The 22,923-nt window shown below is 63.3% G+C and carries 19 protein-coding genes and 1 tRNA gene; 4 read left to right on the top strand and 16 right to left on the bottom strand.

The window, feature by feature from the left end; translation table 11 throughout:
* Positions 1 to 91: 91 nt before the first annotated feature.
* The 14 genes from trmB to leuS all read right to left on the bottom strand — a co-directional run bounded on the left by trmB (position 92) and on the right by leuS (position 17,622).
* The gene (trmB, locus tag IGS60_RS00610) at positions 92 to 772 is read right to left on the bottom strand and encodes a tRNA (guanosine(46)-N7)-methyltransferase TrmB (RefSeq protein WP_230501765.1); all 681 of its coding nucleotides are present in this window, start codon (positions 770 to 772) and stop codon (positions 92 to 94) included.
* 92 nt (positions 773 to 864) lie between these two features.
* Positions 865 to 938, bottom strand: a tRNA-Gly gene (locus IGS60_RS00605).
* A gap of 58 nt (positions 939 to 996) precedes the next feature.
* On the bottom strand, positions 997 to 1,701 hold the full coding sequence (locus IGS60_RS00600; protein ID WP_230501762.1) for a DUF4197 domain-containing protein: 705 nt from the start codon (positions 1,699 to 1,701) through the stop codon (positions 997 to 999).
* Between the two features lie 178 nt (positions 1,702 to 1,879).
* Positions 1,880 to 3,454 (bottom strand): SEL1-like repeat protein, encoded by a 1,575-nt coding sequence (locus IGS60_RS00595; RefSeq protein WP_230501760.1) that lies wholly within the window; start codon positions 3,452 to 3,454, stop codon positions 1,880 to 1,882.
* A 2-nt stretch (positions 3,455 to 3,456) separates the two neighbouring features.
* Positions 3,457 to 5,661 (bottom strand): EAL domain-containing protein, encoded by a 2,205-nt coding sequence (locus IGS60_RS00590; RefSeq protein ID WP_070220512.1) that lies wholly within the window; start codon positions 5,659 to 5,661, stop codon positions 3,457 to 3,459.
* A gap of 5 nt (positions 5,662 to 5,666) precedes the next feature.
* The gene (locus IGS60_RS00585; RefSeq protein ID WP_230501758.1) at positions 5,667 to 7,820 is read right to left on the bottom strand and encodes an HDOD domain-containing protein; all 2,154 of its coding nucleotides are present in this window, start codon (positions 7,818 to 7,820) and stop codon (positions 5,667 to 5,669) included.
* A 203-nt stretch (positions 7,821 to 8,023) separates the two neighbouring features.
* Positions 8,024 to 9,304: a multidrug effflux MFS transporter gene (locus IGS60_RS00580; RefSeq protein ID WP_230501756.1), complete on the bottom strand. Its 1,281-nt coding sequence runs from the start codon at positions 9,302 to 9,304 to the stop codon at positions 8,024 to 8,026.
* A gap of 189 nt (positions 9,305 to 9,493) precedes the next feature.
* Complete coding sequence (locus IGS60_RS00575) at positions 9,494 to 10,663, bottom strand: class I SAM-dependent RNA methyltransferase (protein WP_070220514.1); 1,170 nt, start codon at positions 10,661 to 10,663, stop codon at positions 9,494 to 9,496.
* Between the two features lie 271 nt (positions 10,664 to 10,934).
* Positions 10,935 to 11,549 carry a 2-hydroxychromene-2-carboxylate isomerase gene (locus tag IGS60_RS00570; RefSeq protein ID WP_070290856.1) on the bottom strand — a complete coding sequence of 205 codons (615 nt, stop codon included), beginning with the start codon at positions 11,547 to 11,549 and terminating at the stop codon, positions 10,935 to 10,937.
* 10 nt (positions 11,550 to 11,559) lie between these two features.
* Positions 11,560 to 11,997 (bottom strand): CopD family protein, encoded by a 438-nt coding sequence (locus IGS60_RS00565; RefSeq protein WP_070220518.1) that lies wholly within the window; start codon positions 11,995 to 11,997, stop codon positions 11,560 to 11,562.
* 70 nt (positions 11,998 to 12,067) lie between these two features.
* Complete coding sequence (locus IGS60_RS00560) at positions 12,068 to 13,339, bottom strand: glutamate-5-semialdehyde dehydrogenase (RefSeq protein ID WP_230501753.1); 1,272 nt, start codon at positions 13,337 to 13,339, stop codon at positions 12,068 to 12,070.
* 23 nt (positions 13,340 to 13,362) lie between these two features.
* Positions 13,363 to 14,379, bottom strand: coding sequence for a DNA polymerase III subunit delta (gene holA / locus IGS60_RS00555; protein ID WP_230501752.1), 1,017 nt, complete (start codon positions 14,377 to 14,379; stop codon positions 13,363 to 13,365).
* Between the two features lie 10 nt (positions 14,380 to 14,389).
* Complete coding sequence (lptE, locus tag IGS60_RS00550; RefSeq protein ID WP_070220522.1) at positions 14,390 to 14,980, bottom strand: LPS assembly lipoprotein LptE; 591 nt, start codon at positions 14,978 to 14,980, stop codon at positions 14,390 to 14,392.
* A 2-nt stretch (positions 14,981 to 14,982) separates the two neighbouring features.
* Entirely contained in the window at positions 14,983 to 17,622 is a 2,640-nt protein-coding gene (gene leuS / locus IGS60_RS00545) for a leucine--tRNA ligase (RefSeq protein WP_070311735.1), read from the bottom strand.
* Between the two features lie 132 nt (positions 17,623 to 17,754).
* On the opposite strand from leuS, the gene IGS60_RS00540 reads away from it, so the two are divergent.
* Together IGS60_RS00540 and IGS60_RS00535 are read left to right on the top strand one after the other, a co-directional pair.
* Positions 17,755 to 18,543, top strand: coding sequence for a DUF6597 domain-containing transcriptional factor (locus IGS60_RS00540; protein ID WP_230501751.1), 789 nt, complete (start codon positions 17,755 to 17,757; stop codon positions 18,541 to 18,543).
* Positions 18,544 to 18,584: 41 nt separating this feature from the next.
* Positions 18,585 to 18,986, top strand: a complete 402-nt coding sequence (locus IGS60_RS00535) for a VOC family protein (RefSeq protein ID WP_227742056.1) — start codon at positions 18,585 to 18,587, stop codon at positions 18,984 to 18,986.
* Here IGS60_RS00535 and IGS60_RS00530 read toward each other — a convergent pair.
* The gene (locus IGS60_RS00530; protein WP_070220526.1) at positions 18,983 to 19,879 is read right to left on the bottom strand and encodes a LysR substrate-binding domain-containing protein; all 897 of its coding nucleotides are present in this window, start codon (positions 19,877 to 19,879) and stop codon (positions 18,983 to 18,985) included. The genes IGS60_RS00535 and IGS60_RS00530 overlap by 4 nt on opposite strands.
* A gap of 159 nt (positions 19,880 to 20,038) precedes the next feature.
* On the opposite strand from IGS60_RS00530, the gene IGS60_RS00525 reads away from it, so the two are divergent.
* Positions 20,039 to 21,220, top strand: coding sequence for an acyl-CoA dehydrogenase (locus tag IGS60_RS00525; protein WP_070220528.1), 1,182 nt, complete (start codon positions 20,039 to 20,041; stop codon positions 21,218 to 21,220).
* Positions 21,220 to 22,479, top strand: a complete 1,260-nt coding sequence (locus IGS60_RS00520; RefSeq protein WP_230501749.1) for a CaiB/BaiF CoA-transferase family protein — start codon at positions 21,220 to 21,222, stop codon at positions 22,477 to 22,479. Before IGS60_RS00525 ends, IGS60_RS00520 begins: the two co-directional genes overlap by 1 nt.
* Positions 22,480 to 22,592: 113 nt before the next feature.
* On the opposite strand, the gene IGS60_RS00515 is transcribed toward IGS60_RS00520, so the two are convergent.
* On the bottom strand, positions 22,593 to 22,919 hold the full coding sequence (locus IGS60_RS00515; protein WP_099409020.1) for a barstar family protein: 327 nt from the start codon (positions 22,917 to 22,919) through the stop codon (positions 22,593 to 22,595).
* Positions 22,920 to 22,923: the final 4 nt, after the last annotated feature.

The following is a 22,923-nucleotide window of genomic DNA, read 5'->3' as shown; positions in this document are numbered from 1 at the left end:
GCTGCGCAAGTAATAAAAAAGCCCGCCGCATTGCTGCGGCAGGCTTCATTTTTATGCAAATGGCAGGGGTGGGCAAGCCGCCATAATGTGTTTATTTCTTGATGAACACCAGATCCCACACGCCATGGCCCAGCTTCAAGCCGCGATTTTCAAACTTGGTCAGCGGACGATATGCCGGTTGCGGCGCATAAGCATCGGCGCTATTGCGCAGTTGCGGCTCGGCGCCCAGCACGTCCAGCATTTGCACCGCGTAATCTTCCCAATCAGTGGCGCAATGCAGATAGCCGCCCGGCGCGAGGCGGTCGGTCAATTGCTTGACGAATGGCGACTGGATCAAACGACGCTTGTTGTGGCGCGCCTTGTGCCATGGATCAGGGAAAAACACATGGATGCCGGCCAGCGAATTGGCGGGAATCATGTGCGTGAGCACTTCCACCGCATCGTGCTGCAGCAGGCGCAGATTCGTTAGCGACTCTTCGCCGATCAGCTTCAGCAGGCTGCCGACGCCAGGCGTGTGCACTTCGACGCCGATGAAATCCTTCTCCGGCATGGCTTTGGCGATATGCGCCGTCGTCGCGCCCATGCCAAAACCGATTTCCAGGATCACGGGCGCCTTGCGGCCGAACACCTGCTCGAAGTCCATGGGCTCCTTGCCGAATGGCAACAGGAACTGCGGCCCCAGAGTCTCAAGCGCGCGCGCCTGCGCGACAGACAGCCGTCCCGCGCGGGTGACGAAACTGCGGATGCGGTGTTCGGTCGGATCGTACATCATCGGCCGCGCCGGGCCGTTTGCTGGGGTATCAGAAGACATGGGAATGGAGAAATAAGTAGCCGCGCCGCATCAAGCCAGGCGCCAGCGAAAAATGGAGCGGGTGAAGGGAATCGAACCCTCGTCGTAAGCTTGGGAAGCTTCTGCTCTACCATTGAGCTACACCCGCGAAGCCTGCATTTTACGCCAAACGGAATGCGGCGAGCAAATCTTCGCGGTGGTGGTGCTTACTTCAGGCTGCCGAAGACCTTGCCAATGATCTTGCTGCCATATTCGAGCGGATTGCGGCGGATGGCTTTTTCTTCTTCGCCGATCATCAGGTACAAGCCGTCGAGGGCGCGGTCGGTGACATAGCCTTCCACCGTCGCTTGCTGCTGCGGCACCAAACCCGTCTTGCCGATCTGGCTCATGGTGCTGTTGTATTTGCTGGCCAGGCCGGAACGGTCGGTGACGGATTTCACGATGGGCAGGAATTTGACGGCCAGGGGCGCCGATGTTTTCTGGCGGAAAAAATCCGTGACGGAGGTGTCGCCACCGGACAGGATATTTTTCGCATCGGTCACACTCATCGACTTCACCGCATCGAGCAGCAAGGGCTTGGCCATAGGCACGGCAGACTCGGCGGCACGGTTCATCGACACCACCAGGTCGTCCAGCTGCTGGCCGCGGCCCGTCATTTTCAACAAGGGCTTGGCTTGTTCCAGGATGCCGGGCAGCTTGATTTTCACCCTGTCATTGTTCAGGAAGCCATTCTCGACACCCAGTTTCGCTACGGCGGCAGCGGAACCGGCTTCCAGTGCCGCTTTCAAGCCATTGCTGGCATCCTGGTTGCTGAGGGCATCGAGGGGGCCGGCGACGCTTGCGCCGGACGACAGCAGTGCCAGCGCGCACAGGATGGCGGCCGGACGGCCAGGGAAAGAGTTCAGGCGCATGGTTTTCCTTTCTAAAGAATAGACAGACCACCTTCTTCCGGAACCTTAGCACATCAAAACTGCAAATACCGCAGCAATTTTTTCGTCCGGGGGAAACAAGGAGGCCACAGATGGCGAGGGGAAAGGACTATACAACACCTGCTGTCGTATCCGCGCACGCTAACGCTGGCTGCATGACTTAGCCTGCTATCGCCGCCAGTTGTTCGCGCACCTGGTTCAGATCCGTCTCGCGCATGCGCGCCGCCGTCTGGCGCAGGGATTTTTCCGCGCCGGCCACGCCGGCCGCCGAGGCCATCGACAGCCAGATATACGCTTGCTGCAAATCGAGCGGAGCGCCCTGGCCGCTGGCCGCCATCAGGCCCAGATTCATCTGCGCCCGCGCATGGCCCTGGCGCGCGGCCAGCGCATACCAGTCCCAGGCGGCGGCATAGTCCTGCGGCACGTCCTGGCCATTGTCGTGCCGCAGGCCCAGCGCAAACTGGGCCAGGCTGTGACCCTGGGCGGCGGCGCGGCAGTAACAGGCGCAGGCTTGCTGGCTGTCGGGTGCAGGACCATCGTCGCGGTCGTGCAAGACGCCCTGCATGTATTGCGCCGGCGCGTAATCCTGCTCGGCGGCGCGGCGGTACCATTCCAGCGCCAGCGACAGATCCTGCGGCACACCCTGGCCATGCTCATAGCGCAGGCCCAGGTCGAACTGCGCGCGCACATGTCCCTGGTCGGCCGCCTTGCGGTACCAGAAGATGGCTTCCTGCGCATCGGCAGGCACGCCCTGTCCATGCTCATGCAGCAGTCCCAGCTGATACTGCGCGGCGGGAAAGCCCTGCTCGGCGGCCTGGCGGTAAAACGCTTGCGCCTGCGCGTAATCGTGGGCGCCATGTTCATGATGCAGGCCCAGGTTGTGCTGGGCCGCCGCATGCCCCAGTCCCGCCGCCTTGACATACCACTCCAGCGCCGCCTGTTTATCGCAAGGCACGCCCTGGCCATTGTCGTAAATCAGGCCCAGGTTGAACTGCGAACTGGCGTGGCCCTGCTCGGCCGCGCGCCGGTACCAGGCGATCGCCTGCCGGCTGTCCTGCGGCAGCACGTCGCCATTTTCATAGCGCAGCGCCAGGTTGAACTGGGCCGGCGCATAGCCCTGCTCGGCGGCCTTGCGCATCCAGGCCGTCGCCTGCTGGCGATCCTGGCGCACGCCCTGGCCATTGTCGTAGCGCAGACCCAGGTTGAACTGCGCACGTGCATAGCCCTGTTCGGCCGCCTTGCGGTACCAGGCGATGGCTTGCACGAAGTCCTGCGGCACGCCCTTGCCATTGTCATACATCATGCCCAGGTTGTTTTGCGCGCCCGCGTCGCCCTGCTCCGCCGCGCGGCTGAACCACAGCATGGCTTGCCCGCTATCTTGCGCGAGTCCCTGGCCCTTGGCATACAGCCAGCCCAGGTTGTACTGGGCCGCCGCGTAGCCCTGTTCGGCCGCCTGCTGGTACCAGTGCGCCGCCTGCGCAAAATCCTGCGGCACGCCCTGGCCCTTCTGGCACATCACGCCCAGGTTGTATTGCGCATGCTCGAGTCCCTGCGCGGCAGCCAGGCCGTACCAGTGCAGCGCCAGCGCATAGCTTTGCCCGATACCCTGGCCATTGAAATACATGAAGCCCAGGCTATGCTGGGCGTTCGCATTGCCTTTCTCGGCCAGTCCTTTCAGGCGCAGGTAGTCAGCCGTGTAATGAGCAGCCGTGTAGCGGGGATCGGCAAGCGACACGGTCAAGCCTCGATGGTCAGCGTCGGGGACGGCGCGGGAGCGGCATCGGCGATCAGACGGTTCTGCTCCTGCAGCACGCCGATAAAACTGCCCAGCGAAATGGGCCGGTGGTACAGATAGCCCTGCATCGTGGTGCAGCCCTTGTCCTGCAGGTAGCGCGCCTGCCCTTCCGTCTCCACACCCTCGGCGATCAGGTGCAGGCCCAGGCCACGCGCAATCGAGATGATGGCCAGGATGACGGGATAGTGTCCGTGCTCGTCGTGGATTTCCTTCACAAACGACTGGTCGATCTTGATGGTGTGGATGGGGAAGCGATGCAGGTACGACAGCGAGGAATAGCCGGTGCCGAAATCGTCGATGGCCACCGACACGCCCAGCTGGCACAGCTTGTTCAACTGCTCGATCGCGTACTGCGGGTTGCGGATGCAGATGTTTTCCGTGATCTCGACTTCGATCTTTTCCGGCGCGATGCCGTAGCGCGTCAGCGCGCCGCGCATCTTCTCGAAAAAGTCGCCCCGGTCCAGGTATTGCGGCGACAAATTGAGCGACAGGCGCACGGCTTCGCCGCCAGCCGCGTTCCACTGCACCAGGTCGCGGCACAGGGCGCCCAGCATCCAGTCCGAGATCGGCAGCATCAAGCCGTTTTCCTCGGCGAACGGCAGGAATTCGCCGGCCGTCAGCAAGCCCCGCTGCGGGTGGTTCCAGCGCATCAGGCCTTCGGCGCCAACGATGCGGCCCGTCATCACATCCACCTGCGGCTGGTAATACATCTCCAGCTGATTCAGCTCCAGCGCCTTGCGCAGGCTCTGCTCGAGCGCGATCTTCTGGTGCGACACGTCGAGCATGGACTCGTGATAGAAACTGTGGCCGTTCTTGCCCAGCGCCTTGACCTGGTACATGGCGATGTCGGCGTGGCGCAGCAGCTCGTCGATGGTCTCTCCGTCGCCCGGATAGATGGCGATGCCGATGGAGGCTGAAATATGCACCTGGTTGCCATCGAGGTCGAACGGCTGGTGCAGGCATTCGAGGAATTTGTCGGCGATCAGGCGCGCATCCTGGCGGTCGCGCAGTTCCGGCAGCACGATGGTGAATTCATCGCCGCCCTGGCGCGCCAGGGTATCGCCGCGGCGCAGGCAATCCTTCAGGCGCAGCGCCACTTGCTGCAGCAGCTCGTCGCCCTTCACGTGCCCCAGGGTGTCGTTGACCAGCTTGAAACGATCGAGGTCGATGAACATCACGGCCAGTTCCGTCAGCTTGCGCCGCGCCTGGATGACGGCCAGCCCCAGGCGGTCCTTGAACAGCATGCGGTTCGGCAGGTCCGTCAGGATGTCGTGATAGGCCTGGTAAGAGATGACTTCCTCGGCGCGCTTGCGGTCGGTGATGTCGCGCGCCACGCCGTAGGTGCCGAAGTACTCCTGCTTTTTCGCTTCCTGGTCGTGGCCGTGCATGCCGATCGAGTTGAGCGGAATCGTCATCAGGGTGTTGTTGAAGGTCCGGTCGCTGCCGCTGCCGCTATGGCACTTCAGGCGCAGTTCCACATTGCGCGAGGCGCGCTCGTCGAGGCGGCGCTCGTTGAAGGCATAGCGCGCCCGCTCCTGGTCTTCATCGTGCACGAGAATCGAGTAATGGCTGCCGATCAGCTCCTCGCGGCTAAAGCCCAGCAACTGGTGCACCCTGTCGTTGATGAAGGTGATGCGGCCTTCGTGGTTCAGCGTATAGATGATGTCGGGCGAGCTGTCGACCAGGTAGCGGTACATCTTTTCCGAGTTTTCCAGCTGCAGCGCGATGCGCTCGTTCTCCAGCGCCAGCTGGCTCTTTTGCAGCGCGTTCTCCACCGTCTTGAGCAGCTCCTCGCGGCTGTAGGGCTTGCGCAGATAATCGTAGGCCCCGCGTTTGAGGGCGCCGATGGCCGCCTCGATGCCGACGTCGCCGCTCATGACGATCACGTCGCCCTCGATGCCGCGCCGGTTGATGTGGTCCATGATTTCATGGCCGCTCATGTCGGGCAGGCGCAAGTCGAGCAGGATCAGGTCGAAGCGCAGTTTCGACAACTGCGCCAGCGCCTCGCTGCCGCAGGTGGCCGTGTGCAGCTGGTAGCCGCGGTCCTTCAGCAATTCGTGGAGAGAGGCGAGCAGGCGGGGCTCGTCGTCGACCAGCAAAATGCGCGGGCTGTTTTCCAGGTCAAACGGAATGGCGGAGGAGTTCATGGACGTTACGAAGACATGGCGGTATTGCCGGGCGAGGGCAGCGCGGCTGCAGCGCTTGCCGGCAAGGGAATGGGCAGTAAAATTTCAAACGAGGTGCCGGACTTGCTGCTGCGGCAGCCGATCACGCCATGCAGGCGCGTGACCAGGTCATGCACGATGGACAAGCCCAGGCCGTGATGCGCGCCTGCCTTGCTGCTGCGCACTGGGGAAAACAGATTGGCCAGCACGTCCGGCGCCAGGCCTGCGCCATTATCGCTGACGCACAGCTCCAGGTACAGGCGGCGGTCGCGGTTCACGTGGCCACGGTTCGCCACTTCGATGCGTCCGCCATCAGGCAGGGCTTCGACGGCGTTTTTCAGCAGGTTGAGCAGGATTTGCTTGAGCATGTCGGCATCGGCCTCCACCTCGCATGGCGCGTCCTGCATGCGCGTGACCACCTCGATCTTCGGCGGCAGGAAGTCGGTGGCGCGGAACAGGCGCAGCACATCGTCGACCACGCGCGCGCAATCGGTCACGCCGCTGGCCGCCGCCGGCTGCAGATCGGCCAGGCCGCCGATCAGCTGGCCGACCCGGTCGATTTCCTCGTTCAGGATCGCCATTTCGCCCGACACCGGCTCCTGCTTCTCAAGCTTGTGATCGAGCACGCTCAGATAGTTCTTGATGATGGACAGCGGGTTATTCACTTCGTGCACGACGCGGCGCGACGCGGCGCGGTATTCCTCGGTCACGTGATCGAGCTGGCGCCGCGCCAGCCCGCGCGCGCGGATGGCCGTTTCCAGCGCCGTGGCGGCCTGGTTGGCATACGCGCGCAGAAAACCCTCGCGCTTCTGGCAAGCGGGAATCTGCCACGCCGCCACGCCGCCAATGAGCACGCCCAGGCTGCGCTGGCCCGACGCCAAGGGCACGCAGACCAGGCTATCGGTACCGAGAATGCGGAACAGCTGCTCCTCGACGATGCCCAGCGCCGGCATGTCGCGTTTCAGGAACGCCAGCTGGCACTCCAGCGCCGAGGCGGCCAGGAGGCCGCCCTTGGCCAGCGGGATCGAGAAGCCGGCCAGGCGCTGCTGATGTTCGCCCGCCGCCACGCCGACGAGCGCATGGCCGGTGGGGTTTTGCAGCAGGATGACGGCGGTGTCGAAATCGAACAGAATGCGCGCCGAGCGCGTGATGGCTTCGAGCAGGCTGCTCTCGCCCTGCTGCCGGGCGAAGGTCTGGCCCACTTCGGACACCAGCACCATATTGCGCACTTCGTCGGACAGGCGCCGCTGCACCGGATCGACGGCTGGCGGCGCATAGGCGGGCGGCGTGGCGATATCGTCCGCGCCGGCCAGGTCGATGCCCAGGTGCTGCGCGGCCTGCTCCACCTGGCGCGCGACGCTGCCGGCCAGCTCGTCCAGTGTCTCGACGTCCAGCGCGCACAGGCTTGCCGCCTGCGTGATCGACTCCGCATCGTCGGCATGGCAGCACAGCAGGTGCGCCAGGCGCACGATGCGGATCAGGGGATGGCTCGCTTCCAGGCGCGCCAGCGGTTCATGGTGATACAGCACGCTGTCGGCCAGAAAGGAATCGAGATGCCAGCGCTCGATCAGCCAGGCGCCCGCTTCGGCATGCGTGATCTGCAAGGTACGCTGCTCCACCGCGCACAGGGCGGCATCGTCGCGCGCCGTGAAATTGAACGCGTATTCCTTCGGCGCCGTGGCCAGCAGGGCCAGGCGGCCCACGTTGTGCAGCAAGCCGGCCAGATATGCTTCCTCGACGTGCGGATAGGCCATGGCCTTGGCCAGCGCGCGCGCCATGACGGCGGCCGACAGCGAACTTTTCCAGAAGGCGCGCAAATCCGTGCTGCCGGAATGGGGAAAGCTGTTGAAGGTCTGGAAGACGGATTCGCTGATGACCAGGGTCTTGATCATGTCCGTGCCCAGCGACACGAGCGACTGTTCCAGGCTGACGACCTTGCTCTGCCGATGGTAGGCCGAGCTGCTGGCTACGCCGAGGATCTTGCTGGTCATGCCCGCATCCTTGGCGATCAGCGCGGCCAGCTCCGGCATGCCGGCATCGTCGGCCTGCAGGTGGGCGATCAGTTTGAGGAGGATCTGCGGCATGGCCGGCAGGCGGGCAATCAGCAGGCGATTGCGAATATCTTGATCAGATTGATGCATCGTATCAGGCATTGCCGGTTTGAAAAGGAAGAGCGCTCAGCAGCGAAGCGCGGCCACGTTCAGAGGAATCCTCCACTCCTGTAACCCAAAAAATGTCGCCTGAGAGGATGCCGGGAAAAGCAGTCATCTTATCATAAGCGCCGGATATTACTTGCAATATAGAAAATTAAGTTGAAATAAATCCAGCGTTCTGCGATGGAAACTTATGCCTTGAAGGAACCCAGCAAACGGTGGCGGAAGCGCCGCGATATCAGCCACAGCGCCAGCGCCAGGCCCGTAAACGCCAGCTGGCCCGACGCCAGCCACAGCACGGAACCGGACAGCAGCGGCGAGATCACGCCGGCCACCACGGCGCCCAGCAAGGTGCTGGCAAACGACTGGCACGAGGCCACCGTGCCGCGGATGTGCGGGAACAGGTCGAGCGCCAGCAGGGTCGCGCCCGGGCCCACCAGCGACATGCCGAAGGTATAGAAGAACAGGGGCACCACCGACCAGGGCAAGGATGGCGGCAGGAACAGGTGATAGACGACATTGACGCTGGCGGCGCACAGCAGGAAGGCAAAGCCGATGCCGATCTGGCGCGCGAACGTGACCTTGCCGGCGATGCGGTTGGCCGCCGCGGCGCCCATGAAGATGCCGCTCACGCAGGGAATGAACAGCCAGGCGAATTGCGATGGTCCCAGGCCCAGCTGCTTGGGCAGCATTTCCGGCGCGGCCGTGATGAACAGGAACAGGCCCGCGAAATTGAGGGCGACGATGCCGGCCTTGATGTGGAACAGCGGCGAGCGCAGGATCTGGCCATAGCTCGACGCCAGGAAGCGGGGATTGAAGGGCTGGCGCTTTTCCATCGGCAGGGTTTCGGGCAGGCGCCAGTAGCAGAACGCCAGCAGCACCACCGTGTAGAAGGCGAGGAACAGGAAGATCGAGCGCCAGTCGAACCAGATGACGATCCAGCCGCCCAGAATCGGCGCCACGGCCGGCGCGATGGAAAAGATCATCGTCACCAGCGACAGCAGCCGCGCCGCCGCCGCATCGGCATACAGGTCGCGGATGATGGCACGGCTGATCACCACGCCGGCGCCGGCCGAGACGCCCTGCATGATGCGGAAGAACCACAGGTAATGCACCGTGTGCGCCGAAGCGCAGCCGAGCGAACCGATGGCAAACATCAGCAGCGACACGAGAATGACGTTGCGCCTGCCGAAGGTATCCGAGATCGCGCCATGCCACAGCACCATGCCGGCAAAGGCCAGCATGTAGAACGTCAGCGACTGCTGCACTTCCAGCGGCGACGCCTGCAGCGAACCCTGGATCGCGCCAAACGCGGGCAGATAGGTATCGATCGACAGGGGACCCAGCATCGACAGCCCGGCCAGCATCATCGCCAGCGCACCGCGGCTCAGCGGCGCCATGTGGCTCGGTGTGGGAGGCGGAACGGGCGTGACCGGGTCGGGCGGCACATCGGCCGGAGGGGTGGGAAACATGGCGGATCCAAAGTGGCGCGCGGACCGGTTGCGGTCCGCGCGAGGTACTGCGTTACTACAGACGTCTACAGACGCCAAAATAGCTGATAAAACCGTCGCGAGCGGAAGGGAGAGCTGGCCGAGAAGCGCAGCCGTACACGAGTACGGCGAGCATCACAGGCCGCCTATCCCGACGCGCAGCAGGTTTGATCAGTTATTTTTTGGCTTGGCTTCTTCGCGGCGGTTGTAGCCGGCGACCATATCAAAGCGGAACAAACGGCATTCCAGCGCACCGTTGAAGAATGGCGTCTTGCGCGCTTCCTTCAGACGCAGCAGCTTGGGCAGGCCCAGGTCGGCCGTGAACAGGAACACGGTCCAGCCGGCGAAGCGCTGCTTCAGGGTCGTGCCCATGGCCGAATAGAACGACGTCGACAGTTCATCTTCCGGGATGGTGCTGTCGCCGCGCACGCCGATACGCTCGCCGTACGGCGGGTTGGTCAGCATGATGCCCGGCACGTCGCTCGGCGGCTTGACTTCCTGCGCCTCGATCTGTTTCAGGGGCACGTCGAAGCGCACGCCGGCGCAACGCAGGTTATGGCGCGTCATGGCGACCATGTCGCCCGAAATGTCGCTGCCGAAAATGGTCGGTTCGGCCGGCAGCGGATTGACCTTGATGGCGTTTTTCATGGCATTCCACGGCGCCGGATCGAAGTCGTGGAAGTTTTCAAACGCGAACTGGCGCGAGGCGCCCGGCGGTATCCCTTGCAGCATCTGCGCCGCTTCGGCCAGGATGGTGCCGGAACCGCACATCGGGTCGAACAGCACCATGCCAGGCTTCCAGCCCGACACGCGCAGCAGGCCGGCGGCCAGGTTTTCGCGCAGCGGCGCGTCGCCCGTCTCTTCGCGCCAGCCGCGCTTGAACAAGGCTTCGCCCGAGGTGTCGAGATAGACGGTGAAGGTATGCGCGTCGAGGAAGCCGACGATGCGCATGTCCGGCGTCTTGGTGTTGACCGATGGACGCTCGTTGAACTGGTCGCGGAAGCGGTCGCAGATCGCATCCTTGATTTTCAGTGTCGTGAATTCCAGGCTGCGCAGCGGCGATTTCACGGCCGTGACGTCAACGCGGATCGTGTGGTGCACGCCGAACCAGTCTTCCCACGCTTGCGCCAGGGTCAGGTCGTAAATATCGTTTTCCGTCTTGTAGCCGGAATGGGCCATGCGCATCAGCACGCGCGAAGCGATGCGCGAATGCAGGTTGATGCGGTAGGAATCGAGCAGGTCGCCGGAGCAATGGACGCCGCCCGGCACCTGGTTGTGCACCTTCATGGTCGCACTATCCTGGGCGATCTCGCCCAGCTCTTCGGCCAGCGCCGCTTCCATGCCGCGCGGGCATGGGCAAAAATATGAAGCCATGGTGTACCTTTTATCCGTTGAAAAACAATTAACTAAAAATTTCAAAACTTGTCGGATTACGCGCGCAGCGCCAATCCGACCTACATCCAATATCTTGCGCAGGTCGGCGCAGGTCGGCGTAGGTCGGCGTAGGTCGGCTTAGCCCGCCAGGGCGTAAGCCGACAAACACCGCTGCCGACTGAGCTTGTCGGATTACGCGCAAAGCGCTAATCCGACCTACATTGACATCTTTCCATAATTATTTCGCCAGCGCGCGCTCGACAAAATCGAGGCGGTCCTGCCCCCAGAACCCTTCGCCATCGACGATGTACCACGGCGAGCCGAACACGCTGGCGGCCGTGGCCGCTTCCGTATTGGCGTCGTATTCCGCCTGCACGCTGGCCGTCTCCGACGTTTTCAGCAACTGGCGGCCGTCGAAACCGGCGTCAAACGCGATCTGCACCAGGGTTTCCTCGTCGCCGATGTTGCGCTCCTCCGCCCACAGGCCGCGCATGATGACGTGCGCCAGCTTCAGCGACGCTTCCACGCCGTGCGCCAGGCGCGTGGCGATGATCAGCTTGGCCGACGCTTCCGGCGACACGGGGAAGAACTTCGGCTGCAGGGTCAATGGCACCTGCAAAAAGGCCGACCAGCGCGCCAGTTCCGCCAGGCGGTACGCCTGGCGCTGCGGTGCGCGCTTGGCCAGCGGCAGGCCGCCCGAGACGCTGAAGACCTTGCCCAGGTCAAAGGGACGCACGTCGATCTGTGCGCCCGTCTTCGCGGCGATGGCCATCAGGCGCGCATGCCCCAGGTAGGTCCATGGCGAGTGGGGCGCAAAAAAATACTGCACGACTTTGCTCTGGCTTGCACTCATTTCGACTCCCTTAGAAAGGCTTGACCACGACCAGCACGACGACGGCCAGCAGCATCACCACCGGCACTTCATTAAACCAGCGGAACCAGGTGTGACTGCGCTTGTTAAGACCTTTTTCAAACTTGCGCAGGATGGAACCGCAAGCGTGGTGATAGCCGAGCAGCAGCACCACGAAGGTCAGTTTGGCGTGCATCCAGCCCGGCATCTTCATGCCGCCCTGGCTCCCGCCATACAGCATCCACATCAACGCCAGCCCCAGCACCATCGCCGGCAGCGCCAGCAGCGACATGAAGCGGTACAACTTGCGCGCCATCAGCAGCAGGCGCTCGGTGGCCACCGTTTCCGTCTCCATCGCCAGGTTCACGAAGATGCGCGGCAAATAAAACAGGCCGGCGAACCAGGAAATGACGAAGATGATGTGGAAGGCTTTGGTCCAGAGAAAGAGCATGGGGTTCCCAGTGTCAGAGGTGGAGAGAAACAAGAGCACGGGCCGCCTTGTGGGCCGCCCGCGAATGAGACTATTTGCGTACTTCGCCGTGGCCGAAGACCACGTACTTGAGCGAGGTCAGGCCTTCCAGGCCCACCGGGCCGCGCGCGTGCAGCTTGTCGTTCGAGATGCCGATCTCGGCGCCAAGGCCATATTCGAAACCGTCGGCGAAACGCGTCGAGGCGTTCACCATCACCGAGGCGGAATCGACTTCGCGCAAGAAGCGCAGCGCATCGCTGTAGTCTTCCGTGATGATGGACTCCGTGTGCTTCGACGAATACCGGTTGATGTGGTCCATCGCTTCGTCGATGCCGTCGACCACCTTCACCGACAGGATGGCGGCCAGGTATTCGGTGGACCAATCTTCCTCGGTGGCCGCTACCAGGTGCGGATAAGCGGCGGCGACCAGGATCGCATGGCTTTCCGGATCGGCGCGCAGTTCCACCTGTTTGGTCAGGTACAGTTCGGCCAGCTGCGGCAGCACGGCCGGTGCGATGGCGCGCGCCACCAGCAGGGTTTCCATGGTGTTGCAGGTGCCGTAGCGGTGGCACTTCGCGTTGAAGCCGATATCGATCGCCTTCCGGATATCGGCCTTGGCGTCGATGAAGACGTGGCAGATGCCGTCGAGGTGCTTGATCATCGGCACGGTGGCCTCTTCCATCAGGCGCGCGATCAGGCCCTTGCCGCCGCGCGGCACGATGACGTCCACGTACTGCGGCATGGTGATCAAAGCGCCGACGGCGGCGCGGTCGGTGGTGTCGATCACTTGCACGGCATCGGCAGGCAGGCCGGCACCCAGCAAGCCCTCGGCCACCAGCTTGGCCAGCGCGCGGTTGCAGTGAATCGCTTCCGAGCCGCCGCGCAAGATCGTCGCGTTGCCGCTCTTGATGCACAGGCCGGCCGCGTCCACCGTCACGTTCGGACGCGCTTCATAGATGATGCCGATGACGCCCAGCGGCACGCGCATCTGGCCCACCTGGATGCCCGTCGGACGGAATTTCATGTTCGAGATTTCGCCGATCGGGTCGGCCAGCGACACGATTTGCGTCAAGCCTTCGACCATGGTGGCGATGGCGGCGTCGGACAGGGTCAGGCGGTCGAGCATGGCCGGCGCCAGGCCGGCGGCGGCCGCCGCATCGAGGTCGCGCTGGTTGGCCGCGCGCAGCAGATCGGCATCGCGCACGATGGCGGCGGCGATCAGGGTCAAGGCGCGGTTGCGCGTGGCGCTGTCGGCACGCGCCATGGCGCGCGAAGCAGCGCGTGCGCGCGTGCCCACGTCCTGCATATATTCTGTGATGTCCATGCTCGTATCCATATAGTAAAAAACTAGCCTCGGGCGATCTTCAGTCCCAGTTGCAGCATGGCGTCCCAGGCATCGCCCGCGTAGCCCTTGGCACGCAAACCCTTGATCATCTTGTCCACCTGCGCCGCCTGCTGCAGCGCCGCTTCCAGCACGGGCAGCGAAATGCGCCGCAGGGCCGGTTCCATCATCCGCTCGCGCGGACCCCAGATGCGGTATTCCTTCAGCAGCGCGCCCAACGGACGCCCTTGCGCCATGCCGGCCTTCAATTTTAACAGCGTGCGGATTTCCTCGGAGACGGCCCACAAGACCAGCGGCAGCGCCTCGCCCTCGCCTTTCAAGCCTTCGAGCATGCGCACCAGGCGCGCCGGGTCGCCGGCCAGCATCGCTTCGGACAGCTTGAAGACATCGTAGCGGGCCACGTTCAGCACCGCGTCCTGCACTTGTTCGTACGTCAGCTTGCCCGCTGCGTGCAGCAAGCCCAGTTTCTGGATTTCCTGGTGCGCCGCGAGCAAATTGCCTTCCACCCGTTCGGCGATGAAGTCGATGCTGGCACGCTCGGCGCTTTGCCCCTGCGCGGCCAGGCGCTGCGATATCCACGCCGGCAACTGTGCCCGTTCCACATTCGGAATGTCGATATACACGGCCGCCTGCTGCAGGCTGGCGACCCAGGCCGCCTTTTGCGTGGCCCAATCCAGCTTGGGCAAGGTGATCAGGGTCAGGTTGTCGGGACTGAGGTTTTTCGCGTAGCTTTGCAGCGCCGCGCCGCCATCCTTGCCCGGCTTGCCCGTGGGGATGCGCAGTTCGATCAGTTTTTTATCGCCGAACAGCGACAGCTCCTGGTTCGCCGCCAGCAGTTCACTCCACTTGAAGCTGCGCTCCACCGTCAGCACGTCGCGCTCGGAGTAGCCCTGCGCGCGCGCCGCGCGGCGGATCTTGTCGGCCGCTTCCAGCGCCAGCAAGTGTTCGTCGCTGGTGATCACATACAGCTGCGCCAGCGGCTTGGCCACATGCCCATCGAGCGCATCTATCCGCAATTGCATGGCGTCCCCGTTACTGCTGCGGGGCGGCCGGCGCGGCCGGCGTCACCGGCGCCACCGACATGGCCGGCAGCACCGGCTTGATGGCGGCCAGGCGGCGCATGATCTGCTGCACCAGGTCGTTGCGCATGTCGCGGTACAGCGCCGCTTCCTCGGTTTCCTTGGCCAGTACCTGCCTGTCGTCGAAGGTGATGGGGCGCACCAGACTGATGGTCGTCGGCGCCAGCAACTGGTTGCCGGCCTTGTCCACCACGCGGAAATTGATCGAATAGCCGAGTTGATACTCTTGTACGCGGCCGCTGGTGTTCAGGGACAAAATGGTCTTGGTACGATTCATCTCCGGATCGGAGATCACTTCAAGGACGGCGTCGGCGCCATCCCTGGTATTGACCACCTCCGTGCTGCCAATGGCGCGGATATAGCGCTTGAGGCCGATCGCCAGCGGCGACGAGTCGGGCAAGCCGATGTACATCGTCGCGAACGGCAGCATGAAACTGCCGTTCGAACCGCGCAAGTGAAAGCCGCAGGCCGACAGCAGGACGGTCAGGCCCAACGCCAGTACGGCACGGCGGCCCAACAGCGATACTTGAGAGGAAGTCGTCATGATTACACCACGATGCTGATTAACTTGCCTGGCACGACGATGATCTTCTTCGGCGTGGTCTCGACGTACTTCTGCACACTTTCGCACGCCAGCGCGGCCGCTTCGATGCTGGCCTTGTCCGCATCCTTGGCCACCGTGATCGAGCCGCGCAGCTTGCCGTTCACCTGGATCATCATCTCGATCTCGGACTGCTCCAGCGCTTGCGGGTCGACCTGCGGCCATGCCACGTTCAGCAGATCGCCGTGCACGCCAGCGTAGCCGAGTTCCTGCCACAGCACATGGGTGATGTGCGGCGCGACGGGATTGAGCAGGCGCAGGAAGATCGAGAAGCCTTCGGCGATCAGCGCCTTCGACTGCGCGCTATCGTCCAGCTTGGCCGATTCCAGCGTGTTGAGCATCTTCATGCAGGCCGACACCACGGTGTTGTACTGGATGCGCTTCAAGTCGTAATCGGCTTGCTGCAGCAGCTTGTGCAATTCGCGGCGCAGGTTTTTCTGCGCGTCGCCCGTGGCCGGTGCGGCGCCGCCAGCCAGTGCGGCCTGGATCGTTGCCGACTGGGCATAGCCGAAGTTCCACACGCGGCGCAGGAAGCGGTTCGCGCCTTCGACACCGCTGCCCGACCATTCCAGGGTCTGTTCCGGCGGCGAGGCGAACATGGTGAACAGACGGGCCGTGTCGGCGCCGTACTGCTCGATCTGCGCTTGCGGGTCGATGCCGTTGTTCTTCGACTTCGACATTTTTTCCGTGCCGCCGATTTCCACGGGCTGGCCGTCGGCCACCAGGACGGCGGACTGCGGACGGCCCTTGTCGTCGAGCGACAAGCGCACGTCGTCCGGGTTGAACCAGGTGGTCTTGCCGGCGGCGTCCTTGCGGAAGTACGTTTCGTTGAGCACCATGCCTTGCGTCAGCAGGTTGACGAACGGCTCGTCGAACTTGACCAGGCCGAAGTCGCGCATGATCTTGGTCCAGAAGCGCGCGTACAGCAAGTGCATGACGGCGTGTTCGATGCCGCCGATGTACTGGTCCATCGGCATCCAGTAATCGTTGCGCGCGTCGACCATGGCGTCGTTCGAGCCTGGCGAGGTATAGCGCATGTAGTACCACGACGAATCGACGAAGGTATCCATGGTGTCCGTCTCGCGGCGCGCCGGCTTGCCGCACTGCGGGCAGTCGCACTGCAGGAAGGCTTCATATTTGTTCAGCGGGTTGCCCGTGCCGTCCGGCACGCAGTCTTCCGGCAGCACCACCGGCAGGTCTTTTTCCGGCACCGGCACCACGCCGCAGTCGGCGCAATGGATCATCGGGATCGGCGTGCCCCAGTAGCGCTGGCGCGAAATGCCCCAGTCGCGCAGGCGGAACGTGGTTTTCTTTTCGCCCAGGCCCAGCTCCGCCAGGTCGGCGGCCACCGCATCGACGGCGGACGCGAAATGCAGGCCGTCGTATTTGCCGGAAGCGATGCAGACGCCGTCCTTGCTGCCATACGATTCCTGCCAGGCATCCGTCGAAAATTCCTGGCCCTTGACTTCGATCACTTGCTTGATCGGCAGATTGTATTTCTTGGCAAAGCCGAAATCGCGTTCGTCGTGCGCCGGCACGCCCATCACGGCGCCGTCGCCGTAGGTGATCAGCACGTAGTTGCCGACCCAGACTTCCACTTGCGCGCCCGTCAGCGGATGGGTGACGAACAGGCCGGTCGGCATGCCCTTCTTCTCCATCGTCGCCATGTCCGCCTCGATCACGGAACCGAGCTTGCATTCGGCATTGAACGCGGCCAGTGCAGGATTGGTTTGCGCGGCGTGGATGGCCAGCGGGTGTTCGGCGGCCACGGCGCAGAAGGTCACGCCCATGACGGTGTCCGGACGGGTAGTAAAGACGTACAGCTTGCCGTCGCCGATCAGGGCGCCGTTCGCGTCCTTGATCGCATGCGGGAAGGCGAAGCGCACGCCCGTCGACTTGCCGATCCAGTTGGTCTGCATGATGCGCACGCGCTCGGGCCAGCCCGGCAGCTTGTCATCGACATAGGCCAGCAGCTCTTCCGCGTAATCGGTGATGCGCGCGTAATACATGGGGATTTCGCGCTTTTCGATCAGCGCGCCGGAACGCCAACCCTTGCCATCGACCACTTGTTCGTTGGCCAGCACGGTCTGGTCGATCGGGTCCCAGTTCACGGTACCCGTCTTCTTGTAGATGATGCCTTTTTCCAGCATCTTGAGGAACATCCACTGGTTCCATTTGTAGTATTCGGGCTTGCAGGCGGTCATTTCGCGCGACCAGTCGATGGCCAGGCCCATCGATTCCATCTGCTGCTTCATGTGAGCGATGTTCGAATACGTCCATTGCGCGGGCGGCACGTTGTTGGCCATGGCCGCGTTTTCCGCCGGCATGCCGAACGCATCCCAGCCCATCGGCATGAGCACGTTGTAGCCGTTCATGCGCAGGTAGCGGTACATCACGTCATTGATCGTATAGTTGCGCACGTGACCCATGTGCAGCTTGCCCGAAGGGTAAGGCAGCATCGAGCAGGCAAAATACTTGCCTTTTGGGAAACGCGGGTCGTGTTCGACGGCTTTATAGGCGTCGATCGCCTTCCAGTGCGATTGGGCGGCTTGTTCGACGTCGGCGGGACTATATTTATCTTGCATGATGTGCGGCCAATAGTGGATATGAACCGAGCATTATACTGGTTGTCGCCGCCCGATAGCGCGGCGCGCTGGCGGCCCGGGCCGGCAAATTTTGGCAAGCGCACAATTATGCTGTGTAATATATGGGCAATCTTGTTCTTTGCATCAAAGCCGGCCATGATCGTCTACCAGGAATATCCGCCCCTCCCCGCCCTGCGCCCCTGGCTGGACTGCGTCTGGACCTGCCGCGTGCAGACGGGCGCCACGCCCTTCACGCACCAGGTCTTGCCCGACAATTGCATCGATATTCTGTGCCAGGACCAGCAGGACGCCAGCTTTGCCGTCGGCATGATGACGGCGCCCGTCACCGTCGTCAACCAGGGTCTGGTGCAGACGGTGGCGGCCCGCTTCAAGCCGGGTGCGGCGGCACGCTTCTTCCAGCTGCCCTTGTGCGAACTGAGCGATGGCCGCACGGGATTGCAGCAGCTGTGGGGCCGCGAGCTGGCGGCGCGCCTGGGCGACGCGCTATGGTGCGAGCCCTTGAGCAATGCACAAAGGGTTTCTATTTTGCAAGAATATCTGCTGCTGCGCCTGCGCACCGCGCCGCCACGGCGCCAGGCCGGCGCGGCCGAACATGCCATCGCGGCCATTGAGGCGGCATCGGGGCAGGTGCGCGTGGATGGCCTGGCGCAGCAGCTGGGCGTGTCGCGCCAGCACCTGGCGCTGCAATTTCGCCAGCAAGTGGGCATCAGCCCGAAGCTGTTTGCCCGCATCTGCCGTTTCCGCGCCGCCAGCCAGGCCATGCAAAGCGTGGCGGGACAGCAGGACTGGGCGCAGGTGGCCTTGCAATATGGTTATTTCGACCAGTCGCACCTGATCCACGACTTCCAGGAATTCGCCCGCAGCTCGCCCGACGCGTGGCTGACGGGCCGGCGCGCTTGAGCACCTTCCATTTTTCCAATCGCCACGCGCACGCCGGTGGCATGATGGCGTTATTCTTCATTCACCAGGAGCAGAACATGATCAAGGGCTTGCGCACCGTCACCTATCCCGTCCCCGACCTGGACAAGGCCAAAGCCTGGTACAGCCAGGTATTCGGCACGGCACCGTATTTCGACCAGCCGTTCTATGTCGGCTTTGCCATCGGCGGCTTCGAGCTGGGGCTGCTGCCGGACGGCCAGCCTGGCACGCAGGGCAGCGTGACGTACTGGGGCGTGGACGGCATCGAGCAGGAAGTCGAACGCATCGTTGCACTGGGCGGCAGCCTGCACCATCCGATCACGGACGTGGGCGACGGCATCCGCACGGTGGAATTGCTCGACCCCTTCGGCAACCAGATCGGCCTGATCGACAATCCCCACTTCGATACGGCCAAGGTCGTCTAGGCCGCCTCGTCTTGCAGCCATACGCGGAACTGCTGCAAGGCCAGTTTCTCATGTGCCGCCTCGGGCGTGATCAGGTAATACGCGCGCTGGCCGCGCAGTGGGCGCTCGCATGCGATGCGCAGCTCGCCGCGCGCCAGTTCCGCTTCGACCAGCATACGGGGCAGCAAGACCACGCCCTGTCCCTGCACGGCCGCCATGGCCAGCATGGAAAACAACTCATAGCGGGCGCCGTAGCGCGCCAGTTCCCCATCGACCTGCATGGCGTCAAACCACTGGCGCCAGGCGCCCGGGCGCGTACTTTGCTGCAACAAGGTCAGTTCCAATAAATCCTGCGGCTGCCAGGCGCTGCGCGCCGCCAGCAGGCGCGGGCTGGCGACGGGCACGATTTCTTCGTGCATGAGCAAGGTGGCGCGCGTGCCGGGCCAGCGCGCCAGCTGCTCGGGCGTGCCCGCGTACAAGGCGCCGTCGTATTCCGTATCGGCAAACATGAACGGCTTTGTATAGGCATCGATATGCACGACGATATCGGGGTGCAAACCGGCCAGCGACGACAGCCGCGGCATCAGCCAGCGCGTGGCAAACGTGGGCACAGACGCGAGCTGCAGCGCCCCGCCGCCGCCCTGGCGCGCCATGGTGTCGAGCGTGTCGCGCTCCAGGCCGTCGAGACGGGCCGCGATCTGGCGCGCATACGCAGCGCCGGCGCTGGTCAGCAGCACGCCATGGCGCGTGCGCTGGAACAATTGCACGCCAAGAAAGCTTTCCAGGGAAGATATCTGCCGCGAGACGGCGCTTTGCGTCAGCGACAGTTCGCGCGCCGCATGCGTGTAGCTCTGGTGGCGCGCGGCCGCTTCGAAACAATTTAGCGCTTGCAGCATGGGAATTTTGCGTGACATGGGGGTATCGGGCCGGTGAAAGGCTCCAGTATGCCGCAAGATATGCGCATCACGCATGTCTGGGTGCAAAAAAATCGTTTGCGCAAGGCTAGGCAAAAACCTACCATGAGCCATATTCAATCTTGCGCCGATCACCGGCGCTCACCTGCGAGGCCTGTGATGAGCAAAACCGTATTCGACTGGAATTCCCCCCTGCTGCTGGAAGAACAACTGACGGGCGACGAACGCGCCGTGCTGGAAGCGGCCCGCGACTATTGCCAGGGCAGCCTGGTGCCGCGCGTACTCGAATCGTTCCGCCATGGCCGCACGGACGCCGCCATCTTCCGCGAAATGGGCGAGCTGGGCTTGCTGGGCACGACGATACCCGAAGAATACGGCGGCGCCGGCCTGAACTACGTCTGCTACGGCCTGGCCGCGCGCGAAGTCGAGCGCGTCGATTCGGGCTACCGCTCGATGATGAGCGTGCAATCATCGCTGGTGATGGTACCGATCAACGCCTTCGGCAACGAAGAAACCAAACAGAAATACCTGCCGAAACTGGCGACGGGCGAATTCATCGGCTGCTTCGGCCTGACGGAACCAAACCACGGCTCCGACCCTGGCAGCATGGTCACGCGCGCGCGCAAGGTGCCGGGCGGCTACAGTATCTCCGGCGCCAAGATGTGGATCACCAACAGCCCGATTGCCGACGTGTTCGTCGTCTGGGCCAAGGACGATGAAGGCGCGATCCGCGGCTTCGTGCTGGAAAAAGGCTGGAAAGGCCTGTCGGCGCCGGAAATCCACGGCAAGGTGGGCTTGCGTACCAGCATCACCGGCGAAATCGTCATGGATGAAGTATTTTGCCCGGAAGAAAACGCCTTCCCCGACGTGCGCGGCCTGAAAGGTCCATTTACTTGTCTGAACAGCGCCCGCTACGGCATCGCCTGGGGCGCGCTGGGCGCGGCCGAAGACTGCTACCTGAAGGCACGCCAGTACACGATGGACCGCCAGCAATTCGGCCGCCCATTGGCTGCGAATCAACTGGTGCAAAAGAAACTGGCCGACATGCTGACGGAAATCACCATGGGCTTGCAAGGCTGCTTGCGCCTGGGCCGCATGAAGGATGAGGGCTCGCCCGCCGTGGAAATCACGTCTATCATGAAACGCAACAGCTGCGGCAAGGCACTGGACATCGCCCGCATGGCGCGCGACATGATGGGCGGCAACGGCATTTCCGACGAATTCGGCGTCATCCGCCACCTGGTCAACCTGGAAGTGGTGAACACCTATGAAGGCACGCACGATGTGCACGCGCTGATCATCGGCCGCGCCATCACCGGCATCGCCGCCTTCAGCAACTGATGGACGCCCTGGCTTCCACCCTCGCCGCCACCCTGCGGCCCGCGCCGTTGACGGGCTTGCGCGTGCTCGACCTGTCGCGCGTGCTGGCCGGCCCGTGGGCCGGGCAAATGCTGGCCGACCTCGGTGCCGACGTCGTCAAGGTCGAGCAGCCGGGACGCGGCGACGACACGCGCTCCTGGGGTCCGCCGTATCTGAAGGACGCGGACGGCCGCGATACGGCCGAGGCCGCCTACTTCCAGTGCGCCAACCGCAACAAGCGCTCCTTGTGCATCGACCTGGCTGCCCCTGAAGGGCAAGCCCTGGTGCGCAAGCTGGCCGCCGAATCGGACGTGCTGCTGGAAAATTTCAAGCTCGATGGTTTGAAGCAATACGGCCTCGATGCGGCGAGCTTGCTGGCGCTCAACCCGCGCCTCGTGTACTGCTCCATCACGGGTTTCGGCCAGGATGGGCCGTATGCGGCGCGCGCCGGCTATGACTTCTTAATCCAGGGCATGGGCGGCTTGATGAGCATCACGGGCGTGCCCGATGGCCAGCCGGGCGCCGGACCGCAAAAAGTGGGCGTGGCGCAGACGGATATCCTGACGGGCCTGTACGCCACCATCGCCGTGCAGGCCGCATTGGCCGAACGCGAGCGCTCGGGCCTGGGCCAGCATATCGACCTGGCCCTGCTCGACGTGCAAGTGGCCGCGCTGGGCAACCAGGCCGCCAACTACTTGTGCGGGGGCAAGGTGCCGCAGCGCATGGGCAACGCGCATCCGAATATTGTTCCGTATCAAGACTTTCCCACGGCCGATGGCGACATGATTCTGGCGATCGGCAACGATGGACAGTTTTCGCGTTTTTGCGCCGTCGCCGGCCACCCGGAATGGGCGCAGGACGAACGCTTCGCCACCAACCCGCAGCGTGTGGCGCACCGGGCGGTGTTGATACCGTTGATGCGCCAGACCACGGTCATGCGCACGACGGCAGAGTGGATCAGCGCGTTCGAGGCGCAAGCCGTGCCGTGCGGCCCCGTCAACCGCATCGACCAGGTCTTTGCCGACCCGCAAGTGGTGGCGCGTGGCTTGAAAGTGGAGATGCCGCATCCGACGGCGGGCACGGTGGCGCTGGTGGCCAATCCCGTGCGCCTGTCCGGCTCGCCGGTGCAATACCGCTTGCCGCCGCCCTTGCTGGGGCAGCATACGGACGAGGTATTGCAGCAGTGGCTGGGATTGGACGGTGCGGAGATTGACGGCTTGCGTGAGCGCAAGGTGGTGTAAATGTTGGTCGTCTGGACGTAGGTCGGATTGGCGCTTGCGCGTAATCCGACCTGCACAGCCAACAATGTTGTCGGATTACGGCCCGCAGGGCCTAATCCGACCTACGATTCCATTCACTTGAGTACCAGTTTCAATGCCGGTTTTTCACCATAATCGTCATAGCGCTCATTGATGCCGGCGATGCAAAACGTGATTTCTTCCAGCAAATCAGGCACTTGCGCCTTCATCGCGTCGGCGTCCTGCACCACGATGTCCAGCACTTCGTTCGGTTTCAAACGGAACTGCGTCATGTTTTCATCGTCGCGCAGGTAGCTGAGGCAATCGACCCAGGCATCCATGCTGTTGCCGTAGAACTCGGGGAAACCGAAGGCTTGCACGCATTGTGCGTGAAAGCTCGCTTCATCGGTGATGTCTTTTCCATTCAGGAGGGCAGTGGCCATGGTA

This window comes from Janthinobacterium sp. FW305-128 (genome assembly GCF_020858135.1).
In the GTDB taxonomy this organism is placed as follows: domain Bacteria; phylum Pseudomonadota; class Gammaproteobacteria; order Burkholderiales; family Burkholderiaceae_D; genus Janthinobacterium.
The sequence above is the reverse complement of the archived record's forward strand: the minus strand, read 5'-3'. Positions and strand labels throughout refer to the sequence as shown.